We start from the raw sequence: 14,392 nt of genomic DNA, 5'->3' as shown, positions 1-14,392 counted from the left end.
GTGGAGACGGAGATGATGCGGCCCGGGCTGCTGCTGCCCGAGATGCTGCTCGCCGGCGGCGCTCTCACCGCGCTGATAGGCGGCTCCTTCACGCCGCGCCGCCGGCAATGGATCATCCGTGGCCTCACCGTTGCCGTGCTCCTCGCCGTGATCGTCACCGCGTCACTCCAACTGGCCCGGCCCGCCACCACCGCCTTCAACGACTCCTTTACGGTCGACACCGCAACCGGCGTCGCCCGGGTCCTCGCCGCGGCAGGCGCCCTGCTCATCCTCGCGATCGCCGCTGACGAGATCGCCGGGACAGCGCGGGAGAGCGAGACGTACGCGCTGCTGCTCTTCGCCACCGCCGGCGCCGTCCTCCTCGCCGGCGCCACCGACCTGCTGGTCCTCGCCGTCGGCTTCCTGCTCGCCAGCATCCCGCTCTACGCGCTGATCGGCCTCGCGATGAGCGCCGCCAGCGCCGAGGCGTCCGTGAAGACGTACCTGCTGGGAGCGTTGTTCGGCATCCTGCTCCTGCTCGGAGTGAGCATCCTGTCCGGGCTCACGGGCACCACCGGCTACACGCAACTCGCCGACCGCATGCCCGAGGCGCCGCAGGCCGCGGTCACCCTCGCCGCGGTCGCGGCCATCGCCGGCCTGCTGTTCAAGGCCGGCGCCGTCCCGGCGCACTTCTGGATCCCGGACGCCGCGCAGGGCTCAACGGCCCTCGCGGCGACCTTCGTCACCACGGTGCCCAAGATCGGCGCGCTGATCGCGGTCTACCGGTTCGTCGTGATGCTGCCCGACCCGACGCCGTGGCCGGTCATGCTCGCCGCGGTCGCCACGGCGAGCATGACGTTGGGCAACCTCGCGGCCTACTGGCAGGCGGACCCGAGGCGTCTGCTCGGCTGGTCCACCGTCAGCCAGGTCGGGTTCCTCCTCGTCCCGGTCGTGGCCGCCGGCCGCAGCGACCTCGCCCTGCCCTCGCTGCTGGTGTATCTCACCGGCTACGTCGTCACGAACATCGCCGCGTTCGCCGCCACCGCGGCGCTGCCCGCGGGCCGGGACCTCGCCCACTGGCGGGGCGTGGCAGGCCAGCGGCCGTGGTTGGCGGCCGCGCTGCTGGTGGCGCTGCTCGGCCTGGTGGGGACCCCACCCACCGCCGTGTTCGTCGGCAAGCTCACGACCGCGACCGCCGCGTGGGACGGAGGTTACGCCTGGCTCGCGGTCGTCGTCTTCATGAACACGCTGGCCAGCCTGTTCTACTACCTGCGCTGGATCATGCCGACCTACCGCGAGCCCGCGCCCACCCCGCCGGGCAGCGATCATCCGCCAGCGGACGACAGGGCGGGGAGACGGTGGTCGGCGAGGCTCGCCGTGACCGCTGCCGCCCTCAGTCTCGCGGCAGGCGTCGTCGCAGGACCGCTGTGGGACGTGGCCGCATCACCGTAGACGCCAGCTGGTGCTCGGGTGAACATGGCGAGTTCCGTCCGCCTCATACCCCTGAGGGGCAGGGGTACTTGCAACATACCCCTAGGGGGTATATGGTGCTACGCGGAGGTGGACGGCATGAGACACGAACACAGCAGGCATGACGACGCGAGGCACGTCGACGTGGCGGCGCGTGAGCGCTTCCACGCGGGCAATGCCCACGCGGTGGATCCCCACCACGGTGCGGCCCCGGTTGCCCCCCATCCCCTGACGGCCCACCACGACAGCGGCTCGGCCCGATCGACCGCCGCGCAGCTACGACAGCCGAACGTGAGCGCCGGCGGACATGACGGGCACCACCACGCAGATGATCACGGCCACGCCGGGCATGGGGGGCATGACAAGCACGCCGGCCACGACCCGGAGCAGTTCCGTCGAAAGTTCTGGCTCAGCCTCGCCCTGACACTGCCGATCGTGGTGACCAGCCACATGGTGATGGACTGGTTCGGCTACTCCCTGGACTTCCCAGGCATGAAGCTGGTCGGCCCGATCCTCGGCTCGGTGGTCTTCTTCTACGGCGGATGGCCGTTCCTGGTCGGCGGCGTCCGTGAGATCCGCGACCGAGCCCCGGGGATGATGCTGCTGATCTCGATGGCCGTCACGGTCGCCTACGCGGCCTCCCTCGCGACCAGCGTGAGTCTGTTCGACCTGGACTTCTGGTGGGAACTCGCCGCGCTGGTAACCATCATGCTGCTGGGGCACTGGCAGGAGATGAAGGCGATCGGCCAGGCGCAGGGCGCGCTTGCCGCTCTGGCGGCGCTGCTGCCCGACGACGCCGAGCGGATCGACGACAACGGTGAGCCGCACCGCGTCCCGGTGAGCGACCTGCGGGTCGGTGACGTCGTTCTGGTCCGCTCCGGCGCCCGGGTGCCGGCAGACGGCCGGATCGTCGAGGGCGCCGCCGAACTGGACGAGTCGATGATCACGGGGGAGTCCCGACCGGTCTCCCGCGGCGTCGGAGACCGGGTGGTAGCCGGCACCGTGGCAACCGACTCGGCTCTGCGGCTGCGCGTGGACGCCGTCGGCGACGACACCGCGCTGGCCGGCATCGGGCGGCTCGTCGCCCAGGCGCAGGCGTCCGCCGGCCGCGCCCAGGTGCTCGCCGACCGGTTCGCGGCGATGCTGTTCTACGTCGCGGCCGCCGCCGCGCTCGTCACCTTCGGCGTCTGGTGGGCGCTGGGCGACCTCGACGAGTCCGTCGTCCGCACGGTCACGGTCCTCGTGATCGCCTGCCCCCACGCCCTCGGGTTGGCCATCCCGCTGGTGATCGCGCTCTCGACCGCGGTCTCGGCAAAGGCGGGCATCCTCGTCAAGGATCGCCTCGCCCTGGAGCGGATGCGCACCGTCGACGCGGTGCTGTTCGACAAGACCGGCACCCTGACCAAGGGCGCACACACCGTAACGGCCACTGCCGCCGCTGCCGGTGTCGTCGAGGACGAGGTGTTGCGCATCGCCGGCGCGGTCGAGGCGGACAGTGAGCACCCCCTCGCCAAGGCGCTGGTGACCGTGGCTCGGGATCGGGGGCTGGGGGCGAGCGCCCATGGTTTCCGGTCGTTGACCGGTCGGGGCGTGCAGGCCGTGGTGGACGGCACCGCCTACGCCGTCGGCGGTCCCGCCCTGCTTCGTGAGGTGGGAGCGAGTGTGCCGGACGAACTGGCGACGGTCGCGAAGGGTTGGTCGGCGCGTGGCGCGGCGGTGCTCCATCTGGTCCGGCTACCCGACGGGGGCCGCGCGGAGGCGATCGGGGCGTTCGCGTTGGAGGACGAGATCCGCCCCGAGGCCCGGGAGGCCATCGCGCAGCTGCGGGAGCAGGGCGTGCGGAAGATCGTCATGATCACCGGTGACGCTCGGCCGGTCGCCGAGGCCGTCGCCGCGGACCTGGGCTTCCGTCCCGAGGTCGACGAGGTCTTCGCCGAGGTGCTGCCCGCCGACAAGGACCAGGCGGTGGCCGACCTGCAGGCCCGAGGGCTGACCGTCGCGATGGTCGGGGACGGCGTCAACGACGCGCCCGCCCTGGCCCGCGCCGACGTCGGACTCGCCATCGGTGCGGGCACGGATGTCGCCATCGAGTCCGCCGGGGTTATCCTCGCCTCGTCGGACCCGCGCGGTGTGACCGGTGTGATCCGTCTGTCCCGGGCGTCGTACCGAAAAATGATCCAGAACCTGATCTGGGCCGCCGGCTACAACGTCGTGGCGATTCCGCTCGCCGCCGGCGTCCTCGCCTGGGCGGGGATCAGCCTCAGCCCCGCGATCGGCGCGGTGCTGATGTCGGTCTCCACCATCGTGGTGGCGCTCAATGCCCAGCTCCTGCGGCGAGTTCGCCTGACCCCGTAGTCCCGATAAGGAGGTGGTGGCGGCCGACAGGGCCGCCACCACGTCGCGGTTCCACCCGATGATCGTGTGGCTTCGGATTCGGTGCCAGGGAAGCGGGCGCGGCTTCCCGACGTGCCATCCGGCGCGGCCGGTCTTGGCCTTTCCCCTACGGGTGAAACGCGCCGACCACCGCTCGCTCGCCCCTCCGGTGGACCTACTATTGGCACCGAGTGGAATCGGGGCGGGTGAACGGAGCCGGGGCTTCGGACAATGAGCGTGCGGCAGGCCATCGTCGAGGCTGTGCGGCATATGGGCCTTCCACGGCTGATGCTGCTTGTCCTGCTCGCGCTGGGTGTAGCCGGCATGCACACACTCGGCCACGTCGGTGACACCAGCCACCACCTGACCCCTGCGGCCACGACCCACATGGACGAGGCGACAGCTTCCCAGACCCACGCGGGCAGTGGTCAACCTGCTGCCACGCCCGGCTCCAAGCAGACGCCGGGCCACGGGCTGAACCTGGACCTGTTCGCGGTCTGCCTTGCCGTGCTCGGCGCGGTGAGCATCCTGTTGTGGGCAGCGCTAACGGGTCGCCTTCTTCGCGACCAAGCCCGGCCTCCGGGCGCGACACCGGCGCCTCAGCGCGCAGGGCGCGGGCCGCCGCCGGCGCCGATCGGTTTGCGGTTAGCTGCGGTTTCGGTGTCCCGGACGTAGGAGTCGTCGCGGGTAGGCCAGACACGGCCTGCCACCGACAGTTCCCACCCGAGCCAGACACCGACCGAAAAGGACCCTCTCAATGAAGCGCACCAATCTGCGGCGCGCGGCCCTGGGCGGCGCGGCGCTGTCCGCCCTCCTGGTGACCGCGGCCTGCAGCGGCAGCGACATGGCGGGCATGGACCGCAGCAACGGCGGCCCGACGGCCAGCTCCTCGGCCTCCGCCGCCGCGACCTTCAACAACGCGGACGTCATGTTCGCGCAGATGATGACCCCGCACCACCGACAGGCGGTCGCGATGGCGGACCTGGCTGCCGCGCGCGCCGGCGACCCGGAGCTGAAGGACCTCGCAGCGAAGATCAAGGTCGCGCAGGACCCTGAGATCACCACGATGACGGGCTGGCTGACGGCTTGGGGTAGGCCCACCGCGGCTCCAACCCACCACAGCATGCCGGGGATGAGCCCTGCTCCCGCCCAGGACATGCATGGCATGGGCTCACCCACGCCCGGCGGATCGGGCATGCCGGGGATGATGTCCGACCAAGAGATGGCGGAGCTAGGGGCCGCCCGGGGCGCCCAGTTCGACAAGAGGTTCGCCCAGATGATGATCGCGCACCACAACGGCGCCATCGACATGGCCAAGACCGAGCGAGAGCGGGGCAGTAACCCGGCTGCCAAAGCCCTGGCAGCGAAAATCGCCTCGGATCAAGAGGCCGAGGTGAAGACCCTCCAGAGGATTCTCGACCGCCTCTAGTCAGTAACCGCGACAGTGCTGCCGGGCCCAACCCAGTCGGGCTCGGCAGCCAGCGGGTAAGCAATGAGTCCTTCGCGACAAGCACGGCAGCGTGCCCGCGTGGGGTGAGCGGCTTGCGCATCATTGCTGGCTGGCCATGAGCAGCCGCCATACCGTGGGTACCGATCACCCGCCGCGCCCCACCTGCAAGCCGCCTGCCGCACTCGCACCGCACCGACGCGTCTGCTGCTTCCACTCGCCGCGACTGGCGCGCCAGCCCTCGTCGGTCTTGCCGCGGTGGTCATCGTCCGCGTCTGGCCGTCGCCGCCCAGGCGCCAACCGGCCGTTCCGCGGGGTTCATCGCGGACTGTCGCCGGAAGCCCGCGAGATCGGCCGTGAAGGACGTCGGTCTGCCTGGGCGAACCGGCCAGCCTGGATGTCCAGCGACACGCTCACGCGCCCGAGGCACCGTTTTCCGGACAAAGGGATTTCTTACCGGCCGACCGCGCCCGCTCCGCCGAGTCGGGCAGGCGCGGCCGGATCCTGCGGTCAGCTCACGAGTTGGTAGCCGGCCTTCTCGACGGCCGCGCGGACGTCGGTAACTGCCAACGGCGCCGCGCTGGTGACCGCCACGGTGCCCGAGGCCACGTCAATCTCGACGCCGATCACGCCCTCAAGACTGCTGACCTGCTTGCTGACGTTGTTGGCGCAGCCGGTGCAGGTCATCCCCGATACGGCGTAGGTGGCGAGGACGCCGCTGGCGGCGTCGACGGTGGTCGGTGCGCTGTCGGCGGCCGCGGTGGCGCAACCGCAGCTGGATCCGCTGGTGCACATGGGCAAGCTCCTATCCGAGGACACGGGACGCCAGCTCGCGGTGCGGGCACGCGTGTGGCTGCTCAGCCGCGAGGGGACACCCCAGATGAACGATGAATATACCCATAGGGGGTAGAGGGATCAACCAGGCGTGCGGATGCGGGAGAGACGCGAGTTGGCGGACGATGTCGCTTGACACGATATACCCCGTGGGGGTACACCTCTAGCGCATACCGATACCCCCTAGGGGCATAAGGAGTGGTGGAGATGTCACACGGATCCAAGCGCTGGTGGGCCCTCGGACTCATCGCGCTCGCCCAGTTCATGGTCATCATGGACACCTCGATCATCGGGGTCGCCTTACCCCGCATGCAGCACGACCTCGGCTTCTCGCCGGAGAACCTCTCGTGGGTGTTCAACGCCTACGTGGTCGCCTTCGGTGGCCTGCTGCTGCTCGGCGGCCGGCTGTCGGACCTGTTCGGCGCGCGTCGCATGTTCACCGCCGGGTGGCTGATCCTGCTGGTCGGGTCGGCCGCCGCCGGGCTGGCCGACAGCGTCGCGGTGGAACTGGCCGCCCGCGCCACCCAGGGCGTCGGCGCCGCGCTCATCGCACCGTCAGCGCTGACGCTGCTGATGATGCTCTTCGGCGCCCAGCCGCGAGAACTCACCCGGGCCCTTGCCCTCTACGGCGCGGCCGCTCCCGCAGGTGGCACCGCCGGCGTCTTCCTCGGCGGCCTCATCACCGAGTACATCAGCTGGCCGTGGGTGTTCTACATCAACATCCCCATCGCCCTGATCGCTGTGCTGGCCACCCCGGCGCTCATGCCCGCCGGCGGCGCCCGCCGAGGTTCCCTCGACGTGGCCGGGACACTCACCGTCACCGCCGGTCTCGGCGCCGCGGTCTACGCGATCGTCCGGGCCCCCGAGATCGGATGGACCTCCGGACAGACCTGGCTCGTCCTCGCCGGGGCGGTCGCCGCGTTGGCGGCGTTCGTAACCATCCAGGCCGCCCGACGGGAGCCGCTGATGCGCCTGTCGATCTTCCGCACCCCGAACCTCGCCGCCGCCAACGTCGCTCAGCTCCTACTCGGCGCGGCCTGGATCCCGATGTGGTTCTACCTCAACCTCTACCTGCAGCAGGTCCTCGGCTACAGCGCCTTCCCCAGCGGAGCCGCGCTGCTTCCCATGACGGTCCTCATCATGGTGGGGATGATCGCGCTCGCGCCGCGGGCGATCGGCCGGTTCGGCCCGAAGCCGATGGTGGTCGCGGGCCTGGCCGTGCTGGCCGCAGGACTCGGCTGGCTGGCTCTCGTCCGTCCGGACGGCAACTACGCCGTGGACGTCCTGCCCGCCTCCCTCGTCGCGGCGTTGGGTATGTCGCTGGCGTTCATCCCGTCGTTGGGCACGGCGATCTCCAGCGCCCGGCCGGAGGAGGGTGGCCTCGCCTCCGGGATCGTCAACACCAGCTACCAGGTGGGCTCGGCGCTCGGGCTGGCCGCGATGACGGCGGTCGCCGCCTCATACGGCGCGGACCGGCTCGGTGACCTGCCGGCTCTCACCACCGGCTACTCCGCCGCCTTCGTCGGCGCCGGTGTCATCGCCGCTGCCGGAGCCGTCATCGCGGCGCTCACTCTGCGGGCCCGCGCGGCTGGTCCGCAGGCTGTCGCGGAGACCGTGGACGTACAGGTCGGCTGACACCCCCGACAAGGGATGAGGACCATTCACCGGGACGTCGGCCTTGTCGGCCGCTTGCGGCCAGGGTGAGACGCGCACGGCAATGCCGGCCGATCATGCATCGGCCGACATTGCGTCGCGCTGGGTGTCGGGGTAGCCGGCGGGGGTTGGACCGTGCCGCGGGGAAGAGTCGCCGACCGCTGCGAGATCAGCCGCGCTTCATGAGGCGGCCGACGGCAGCCATCATCTCGGTGGCCATCTCGTCGGCGCGGCCCTCGGCGGCTCCCTCGTGCATGCAGTGCCGGGCGTGCCCGTCGAGCAGGCCGAGGGCGACCTTGTCCAGCGCGGCCTGGATCGCGGAGATCTGGGTGAGCACGTCGATGCAGTAGCGGTCGTCGTCGACCATCTTCTCGACGCCGCGGACCTGCCCCTCGACGCGGCGGAGCCGCGCGAGCAGCTGGTCCTTGCTGGCGGTGTATCCGCGGATCGGAGTGGGTGTGGTCATGTCGACAAGGATAGCGTACCCCTCGGGGGTATGCTACGGTGCCTGAAGGCATACCCCCTACAGGTATCGCCTGTTCGGCGACCCGCGCCGCTACCCGAGGCCCAGCAGCCCTCGGGTAGCAGGCCAGGGTGTTGAAAGGAGCGTTCTGATGACCACCGCCACCTACCAGGTAAAGGGCATGACCTGCGGGCACTGCGTGAACTCGGTCAGCACCGAGATCAGCGGCATCACCGGCGTCCGTGACGTCCAGGTCGACCTCGCCTCCGGGCAGGTCACCGTCACCAGCGAAGCGCCGCTGGACCCCGCGGCCGTGCGGGCCGCGGTGGACGAGGCCGGCTACGACCTCGTCAACGCCTGACAGCCCCTCACTCCCAGGGCCCCCGAGGTGCCACTCATGAACACGGCGACGAAGCTGAGCGGTTTCGGCCTCGGCCTCGCGGCGGTGTTCGGCGCGGCGTACGGGGTCGGCCAAGTGGTCGACCCCGTACGGCGACGGGATCAACGACGCCGCCGCGCTCGCCCAGGCCGACCTCATCCTGGCTCGCGAACAGCCTCCGCCTGCGCTGCTTCCGCACCACCAACCCATAGCGGTACACGCGTCATATCGGAGAGAGCCCTCAAACGTCATGACATATGAGGTACGAGTAGAAACACCCTCGGTCGAGGTCTACCGCCACCTGCGGGTCGCCGCCGGCCTGAGCCCCAAGTCGGCCGCAGCAGCGGCCGCGGGACTGCACGGCACCTGGCACGCCGTCGTCGCGTATCACGACGAACAGCCGATAGGTATGGGCCGTGTCATCGGCGACGGCGGCACCGCCTTCCAAATCGTCGACATGTGCGTCTTGCCCGAGCACCAGTCGCGTGGGGTCGGCAAGAGGATCATGGCTGCACTGATGCAGCAACTCCTCGACCACGCGCCGAGCACCGCCTACATCTCGCTCATCGCAGACGGCGCCGCGCGCCACCTCTACGCCCAGTACGGGTTCGCGGAGACCGCGCCAGAATCGATCGGCATGGCCCGTCGACTGTGACGCCCGCGGCGTGTCCGGTCGGGGGCGTCTGCACTGCCGCGGTGGTCCCGCGGTATCGGTGGGTCAGCAGCCAGTCGGCCCGGAGTCGGCTTACGTGCCCCGCCGTGCGGTGATCAGACGCCGGATGCCGTACGCGGCAGCGCCGGCGGCGAGCACCGAGGCTCCGGAGATCACCGAGGAGATCGGCAGGGCGAAGGCGAGCGCCAGGCAGCCGGCCAGCCCGACGATCGGGATGATCCGAGGCGGCCGGTTCTCCGCGCGGGTGAGGGTCCAGGCCGAGACGTTCGCGATGGCGTAATAGACGAGGACGGCGAAGGACGAGAAGCCGATCGCCGAACGCAGGTCCGTGGTCGCCACCAACACCGCGACCACAGCTCCCACCAGCAGTTCGGCTCGGTGGGGCACCTTGAACCGGCGGTGCACGGCCGCCAAGGCGTGGGGTAGGTGCCGATCCCGGGCCATGGCCAGGGTGGTGCGTGAGACGCCGAGGACGAGCGCCAGCAGGGAGCCCAGCGCGGCCACGGCCGCACCGGCGCGTACCAGCGGGGCAAGCCAGTGCATGCCTGCAGCATCGACGGCGTCGGACAGTGGTGCCGCCGTGGCCGCCAGCCGCTGTGGCCCGAGCACCAGCAGCACCGCGACGGCCACGATGCCGTAGACGCCCAGCGTGATGCCCAGTGCCAGCGGGATGGCGCGAGGGATGGTGCGGGCGGGTTCACGAACCTCTTCGCCAAGCGTGGCGATGCGCGCGTACCCAGCGAAGGCGAAGAACAGCAGGCCCGCCGCTTGCAGGATCCCGCCGGCGCTCGCATCCGCGCCGATATCCAGGCGGGTGGCCTCGGTCGAACCCCAGCCGAGGGTGGCGACCACCACCATGGCCAGCACAGCCAGCACGGCAGCGACGATCACCCGCGTCACCACGGCGGACTTCTCGATCCCGACGTAGTTCACCGCCGTCAACGCCGCCACGGCAGCCACCGCCACCGCGTGAGCTTGGTCGGGCCAGACGTACAGGCCGACGGTGAGCGCGATCGCCGCACAGGAGGCTATCTTGCCGACCACGAACCCCCAGCCCGCCAGATAACCCCAGAAGTCGCCAAGCCGTTCCCGTCCGTAGACGTAGGTGCCGCCTGACGCCGGGTACCGCGCGGCCAGCCGTGCGGACGACGTGGCGTTGCAGTAGGCGACAACCGCCGCGACTGCGAGGCCGACCAGAAGGCCGGAACCGGCCGCCCGTGCCGCTGGGGCGAGGGCGGAGAAGATCCCTGCGCCGATCATCGCGCCGAGCCCGATCACCACCGCATCGAACATCCCCAGCCGCCGCCGCAGCTGCTCCGGCACCGCAGCTGTTGGCCCCTCCATGCGCACTCCTCAACCGAACGCCGCCCGGCGACGCCAGCTCACCGCGGGCATGATGGGTGGGAAACAGCCTAATCGCCAGCAGGGCACGCGCTCGTCGACCTCGTGAACGCCCGGGTGTCTTCCTCCGGGCGTGTCGAGTGACGCGGAGATCACCTCGGATGTCGTGAGCGCGGAGTCGCGTCCTGGTGCGTGTGGCCGGTCCTAGCGGGTAATGGTCCCCGGCACGCCGGCCGTCGACACCTGCGACTAGGAGCGAGCGATGGGCACACGACAGGCCTCCGCCGACGACCTCGCCTCGGTAGGCTTCTCGGCCCTGCGCTGCGCACTGGCGACGAACATCGTGTGGATCGGTGTGCTCAAGTTCAAGCAGTACGAGGTCGAGAACGACGAGCCTTTGGTCACCTCGAGTCCGCTGTTCTCGCGGCTCCGCGCGAAGCTGGGCGCACAAAGGCTCAACCGACTCATCGGGGTCACGGAGATCGCCCTGGGCTCCCTGATTGCCGCGAAGCCGCTTGCACCCAGAGCGTCGGCGATCGGTAGTTTCGGGGCGATCGGGATGTTCCTGACCACGCTCAGCTTCCTGGCCACGACGCCCGAGGCGCGGCAGGAAGGGCAGGGGCCATTGAGCCTTTCTCAGCTGGGGCAATTTCTGTTGAAAGATACGGTGCTTATCAGTGCTGCTCTCCTGACAGCTGCCGAGTCGCTTCGCGCGGCTCGCCCTGCTGACTGTCCGCGTACGTTGTGAATCAGGAGGCCTCGGCCCTGCTCGACTGGGCTTCGCGCTCCCTGCCCCAACCACCATGGCTCGTGGTGCTCTCGTGGGCTGGGCTCTTCGTGGGCATTGCCAGCACCGCGGCCATCCTTGTTGACCACTTCGTCCTTCGATATCGTCAGCCGGTCAAGCTCATGGAGGTTGTCTGGCCGACAACCGCCCTCTACTTCGGCCCAGTGGCTGTCCTGGCCTACCGACAGTGGGGTAGACCCCAGTCTCCCCGGTGGCTGGAGCGGCACCGCACCCCGCCCAGGAGGTCGCGACATGCTGTCACGATAATCGAAACCCTGCATTGTGCGACGCACTGCGTTCTGGGTGCCATCATTGGTACGGTCTTCGTCTTCGGCTTCAGCTTCGAGATCTTTGACAAGAGATTGTGGCCCGAGTTCATCGGTGATTACGTTTCCGCAGTCTTGGTGGGCCTTGCATTCCGCTACTCCGCCCAGGCTGACACGGGAGGTCGAAGATTGTGGGCCGCAATACGGAGATTTCTCAGGGGAGACCTGCTGAGCGTGTCCGTCTTCGAGTTCGCCCTATTGGGTTGGCTGGCGCTGATGGAGCTCACGGTTTTCCATGAGACCCTGCAGCCTAGTAGTCCGGTGTTCTGGCTCATCGTCCAGATCGGGTTGGTTATCGGCTTCTTTGCCGCGTGGCCGCCAACCCTGTGGTTGGTCCGCCGCGGCGCCAAAGCGGAACTGCTCGGCACGCCGCAGTAGGTGATGCTGCGCCGACGCCCGATCCGGCAACGCGTCTTACGGTCGACGACGCGGGTGGTGACTGCGCGACGAGGAATCCAGGCCGGCCAGCGACGTCGGCGCAGACCCTGAGCCAGGTGATGCCGGAGGCGCAGACCTCGACACCCGTCAGGTCACCATACCCGCGCGGTAGGCGTACACCACGGCCTGAACGCGGTCGCGCAGGTCGAGCTTCGTGAGGATGCGCGACACGTACGTCTTGACGGTCTCCTGACTGATTACCCAGCCGTGCCGTGATCTCGCCGTTGGACAGGCCGTCGGCGATGAGGCGTACCTCGCTGGCCCGCGCCCTGTAAGCCGGGCGCGTCGCGTGAGGCGGCCGCGAGCGGCGGCGGGGTCCGGGGCCCGGATCGGGGCGCAGGTTGGGAGCAACGCTGTGCCCTTGACCAGACGGCAACTGCTGTCTGTTTGGCTAGCGATTCTGATCTTGTCTCGGTGCGGCGCGGACGTGTGCGCGTTCGCCTTGTCTGCCGATGAGGCTGAGGTATTCGACGGGACCGGAGCTGGTGGCCCCGAACCAGTGCGGGGTGCGGGTGTCGAACTCGGCGGCTTCTCCGGGTTCAAGGATGAGGTTGTGCTCGCCGAGGACCAGGCGCAGCGTGCCGTTCAGGACGTAGACCCAGTCGTAGCCCTCGTGGGTGCGCAGGTCGGGTTCGCGGTCGTCGTGGCCGGCCGGGAGGACGAACTTGTAGGCCTGGATGCCTCCGGGCCTGCGGGTCAGGGGCAGGATGGTCGATCCGTCGGTGCAGGCGATGGGGCGCAGGTTGATGCGGGGATCGCCGGTGGGAGGCGCGTCGACGAGCTCGTCGAGGGTGACACCGTAGGCGCGGGCGAGCGGGAGGAGTTGCTCGAGCGTGGGGCGCCGCAGGCCCCCCTCGAGCCGGGACAGCGTACTGGCGGAAATGCCGGTTTCCTCGGCCAGGTCGGTGAGCGTGATGTCGCGGCGGGCTCGAAGCTGCTTCAGCCTCGGCCCGACGGCGTCGAGCCTGCGGTCCAGTTTCTTGTCCATGCCACCACTTTGCCATTTGGCAAATAGCTTTGCCAATCCGTCGAGTAGGAAGTCAGGATCGCGGTGACCTGCGGACACGGATGAGGAGCTGGACATGGCCGAGCAGGCAGAGATCATGAGGGACGTGGTCGTCGTTGGTGGCGGCGCGGCGGGACTGAGCGCGGCGCTGACGCTGGCGCGCTCGCGTCGCCGGGTGACGGTCGTGGACGCCGGCGCACCGAGGAACGCGTCCACCGAGGGTGTGCACGGACTGCTGGCGCTCGACGGGCTGAGCCCGCTGGAGCTGCTCAGGCGTGGCCGCGACGAGGTCACCCGCTACGGCGGCGAGATCATCTCGGCCGAGGTGAGTGACGTGTCGTGCACGTCGCTGGGGTTCGCGGTGATGATGCGTGACGGCGGCGTGTTGCACGGTCGCCGGCTGCTGATCGCCACCGGGCTGGTTGACGAACTGCCGGAGATCCCGGCATTGCGGGAGCGGTGGGGGCGCGACGTGCTCCACTGCCCGTACTGCCACGGGTGGGAGGTTCGCGACCGTCGGATCGGCGTGCTCGCCACCGGACCGATGTCGGTGCACCAGGCGTTGCTGTTCCGGCAGTTGAGCGACGACGTGCGCTTCTTCTCCAACGACCATGATCTCGGCGATCAGAACCGGGCGAAGCTCGATGCGCTCGGCATCCCGGTTATCCCCGGAGGTGTCTCGAGGCTGGAGATCGTCGACGACCGCCTGACCGGCGTTCGTCTGAACGACGACCGCATCGTCGAGGTCGAAGCTCTGGCCGTTGCGCCGCGGATGGTCGCCCGTGCCGAGGTGTTCGCGAACATCGGCATTCGGCCGACCCCGCATCCGGCGGGCTCATTCATCGCCGCCGACTCGACCGGGCGTACGTCTGTGACCGGGGTCTGGGTTGCGGGCAACTCCGTCGATTTGTCCGCCCAGGTTGGCGCGGCCGCCGCGGACGGCGCCCGCGCCGCGGCGCACATCAACGCCGACCTCGTCGCCGAGGACACCGACCGGGCTGTCGCCCGGCGCTCCGGTGCGGAGACAGTCCGATGACGCACGGATTCGACAAGAACTACGGGGAACGGCACTGGCACCGGGCGCACGGCGACCATCCCGGCTCCATGGCCGGCAATCCGCCGAACCCGTGTCTCGCCCGCGAGACCGGGGGCCCGGCGGCACCCTGCTGATCGTCGGCCACCTGCACACCTCAGGAGCTGTCGGGCACCACCCGCCCGCCGAG

At 69.7% G+C, this 14,392-nt stretch carries 14 protein-coding genes and 1 pseudogene; 10 read left to right on the top strand and 5 right to left on the bottom strand.

The window, feature by feature from the left end:
• The 4 genes from D7193_RS24770 (at position 1) to D7193_RS24755 (ending at position 5,251) form a co-directional block, all read left to right on the top strand.
• The gene (locus D7193_RS24770) at positions 1 to 1,431 is read left to right on the top strand and encodes an NADH-quinone oxidoreductase subunit N (RefSeq protein ID WP_174242717.1); all 1,431 of its coding nucleotides are present in this window, start codon (positions 1 to 3) and stop codon (positions 1,429 to 1,431) included.
• A 453-nt stretch (positions 1,432 to 1,884) separates the two neighbouring features.
• The gene (locus tag D7193_RS24765; protein WP_277749919.1) at positions 1,885 to 3,804 is read left to right on the top strand and encodes a copper-translocating P-type ATPase; all 1,920 of its coding nucleotides are present in this window, start codon (positions 1,885 to 1,887) and stop codon (positions 3,802 to 3,804) included.
• 249 nt (positions 3,805 to 4,053) lie between these two features.
• Entirely contained in the window at positions 4,054 to 4,497 is a 444-nt protein-coding gene (locus D7193_RS24760) for a DUF6153 family protein (RefSeq protein WP_120781916.1), read from the top strand.
• 82 nt (positions 4,498 to 4,579) lie between these two features.
• The gene (locus D7193_RS24755) at positions 4,580 to 5,251 is read left to right on the top strand and encodes a DUF305 domain-containing protein (RefSeq protein WP_120781915.1); all 672 of its coding nucleotides are present in this window, start codon (positions 4,580 to 4,582) and stop codon (positions 5,249 to 5,251) included.
• A gap of 528 nt (positions 5,252 to 5,779) precedes the next feature.
• Here the strand turns inward: D7193_RS24755 and D7193_RS34320 are convergent.
• Positions 5,780 to 6,064: a heavy-metal-associated domain-containing protein gene (locus tag D7193_RS34320; RefSeq protein ID WP_120781914.1), complete on the bottom strand. Its 285-nt coding sequence runs from the start codon at positions 6,062 to 6,064 to the stop codon at positions 5,780 to 5,782.
• 246 nt (positions 6,065 to 6,310) lie between these two features.
• On the opposite strand from D7193_RS34320, the gene D7193_RS24745 reads away from it, so the two are divergent.
• Complete coding sequence (locus tag D7193_RS24745) at positions 6,311 to 7,738, top strand: MFS transporter (protein WP_120782208.1); 1,428 nt, start codon at positions 6,311 to 6,313, stop codon at positions 7,736 to 7,738.
• A 187-nt stretch (positions 7,739 to 7,925) separates the two neighbouring features.
• On the opposite strand, the gene D7193_RS24740 is transcribed toward D7193_RS24745, so the two are convergent.
• A complete protein-coding gene (locus tag D7193_RS24740) occupies positions 7,926 to 8,222 on the bottom strand; it encodes a metal-sensitive transcriptional regulator (RefSeq protein WP_074311710.1) in 297 nt (98 codons plus the stop codon).
• A 148-nt stretch (positions 8,223 to 8,370) separates the two neighbouring features.
• Here D7193_RS24740 and D7193_RS24735 point away from each other — a divergent pair, with 148 nt between their 5' ends.
• Both D7193_RS24735 and D7193_RS24725 read left to right on the top strand, forming a co-directional pair.
• Positions 8,371 to 8,580, top strand: a complete 210-nt coding sequence (locus D7193_RS24735; RefSeq protein ID WP_120781913.1) for a heavy-metal-associated domain-containing protein — start codon at positions 8,371 to 8,373, stop codon at positions 8,578 to 8,580.
• A 268-nt stretch (positions 8,581 to 8,848) separates the two neighbouring features.
• Positions 8,849 to 9,253 (top strand): GNAT family N-acetyltransferase, encoded by a 405-nt coding sequence (locus tag D7193_RS24725; protein ID WP_120781910.1) that lies wholly within the window; start codon positions 8,849 to 8,851, stop codon positions 9,251 to 9,253.
• Between the two features lie 90 nt (positions 9,254 to 9,343).
• Here the strand turns inward: D7193_RS24725 and D7193_RS24720 are convergent, their stop codons facing one another.
• On the bottom strand, positions 9,344 to 10,564 hold the full coding sequence (locus tag D7193_RS24720; protein ID WP_241563437.1) for an APC family permease: 1,221 nt from the start codon (positions 10,562 to 10,564) through the stop codon (positions 9,344 to 9,346).
• A 310-nt stretch (positions 10,565 to 10,874) separates the two neighbouring features.
• Between D7193_RS24720 and D7193_RS24715 the strand changes: the two genes are divergently transcribed.
• Together D7193_RS24715 and D7193_RS24710 are read left to right on the top strand one after the other, a co-directional pair.
• Positions 10,875 to 11,360 (top strand): YkgB family protein, encoded by a 486-nt coding sequence (locus tag D7193_RS24715; protein ID WP_120781907.1) that lies wholly within the window; start codon positions 10,875 to 10,877, stop codon positions 11,358 to 11,360.
• On the top strand, positions 11,357 to 12,103 hold the full coding sequence (locus D7193_RS24710) for a DUF4396 domain-containing protein (protein WP_120781905.1): 747 nt from the start codon (positions 11,357 to 11,359) through the stop codon (positions 12,101 to 12,103). Before D7193_RS24715 ends, D7193_RS24710 begins: the two co-directional genes overlap by 4 nt.
• A 147-nt stretch (positions 12,104 to 12,250) precedes the next feature.
• On the opposite strand, the pseudogene D7193_RS24705 reads toward D7193_RS24710, so the two are convergent.
• Positions 12,251 to 12,416: pseudogene (locus D7193_RS24705) on the bottom strand (response regulator transcription factor); the annotation flags it as partial.
• A 138-nt stretch (positions 12,417 to 12,554) separates the two neighbouring features.
• Positions 12,555 to 13,151 carry a helix-turn-helix domain-containing protein gene (locus D7193_RS24700; RefSeq protein WP_120781903.1) on the bottom strand — a complete coding sequence of 199 codons (597 nt, stop codon included), beginning with the start codon at positions 13,149 to 13,151 and terminating at the stop codon, positions 12,555 to 12,557.
• Between the two features lie 94 nt (positions 13,152 to 13,245).
• Between D7193_RS24700 and D7193_RS24695 the strand changes: the two genes are divergently transcribed.
• Positions 13,246 to 14,205 carry an NAD(P)/FAD-dependent oxidoreductase gene (locus D7193_RS24695; RefSeq protein ID WP_120781902.1) on the top strand — a complete coding sequence of 320 codons (960 nt, stop codon included), beginning with the start codon at positions 13,246 to 13,248 and terminating at the stop codon, positions 14,203 to 14,205.
• Positions 14,206 to 14,392 lie beyond the last annotated feature (187 nt).

The sequence above is a fragment of the Micromonospora costi genome, from assembly GCF_003626655.1.
Lineage (GTDB): Bacteria > Actinomycetota > Actinomycetes > Mycobacteriales > Micromonosporaceae > Micromonospora > Micromonospora costi.
The sequence above is the reverse complement of the archived record's forward strand: the minus strand, read 5'-3'. Positions and strand labels throughout refer to the sequence as shown.

Excerpts from the sequence above, each read along its gene's own strand:
- D7193_RS24715 (WP_120781907.1), top strand. The coding sequence starts at position 10,875 with ATGGGCACACGACAGGCCTCCGCCGACGACCTCGCCTCGGTAGGCTTC.
- D7193_RS24740 (WP_074311710.1), bottom strand. The coding sequence starts at position 8,222 with ATGACCACACCCACTCCGATCCGCGGATACACCGCCAGCAAGGACCAG.
- D7193_RS24700 (WP_120781903.1), bottom strand. The coding sequence starts at position 13,151 with ATGGACAAGAAACTGGACCGCAGGCTCGACGCCGTCGGGCCGAGGCTG.
- D7193_RS24745 (WP_120782208.1), top strand. The coding sequence starts at position 6,311 with ATGTCACACGGATCCAAGCGCTGGTGGGCCCTCGGACTCATCGCGCTC.
- D7193_RS24720 (WP_241563437.1), bottom strand. The coding sequence starts at position 10,564 with ATGTTCGATGCGGTGGTGATCGGGCTCGGCGCGATGATCGGCGCAGGG.
- D7193_RS24755 (WP_120781915.1), top strand. The coding sequence starts at position 4,580 with ATGAAGCGCACCAATCTGCGGCGCGCGGCCCTGGGCGGCGCGGCGCTG.
- D7193_RS24725 (WP_120781910.1), top strand. The coding sequence starts at position 8,849 with ATGACATATGAGGTACGAGTAGAAACACCCTCGGTCGAGGTCTACCGC.
- D7193_RS24735 (WP_120781913.1), top strand. The coding sequence starts at position 8,371 with ATGACCACCGCCACCTACCAGGTAAAGGGCATGACCTGCGGGCACTGC.
- D7193_RS24760 (WP_120781916.1), top strand. The coding sequence starts at position 4,054 with ATGAGCGTGCGGCAGGCCATCGTCGAGGCTGTGCGGCATATGGGCCTT.
- D7193_RS24695 (WP_120781902.1), top strand. The coding sequence starts at position 13,246 with ATGGCCGAGCAGGCAGAGATCATGAGGGACGTGGTCGTCGTTGGTGGC.
- D7193_RS34320 (WP_120781914.1), bottom strand. The coding sequence starts at position 6,064 with ATGTGCACCAGCGGATCCAGCTGCGGTTGCGCCACCGCGGCCGCCGAC.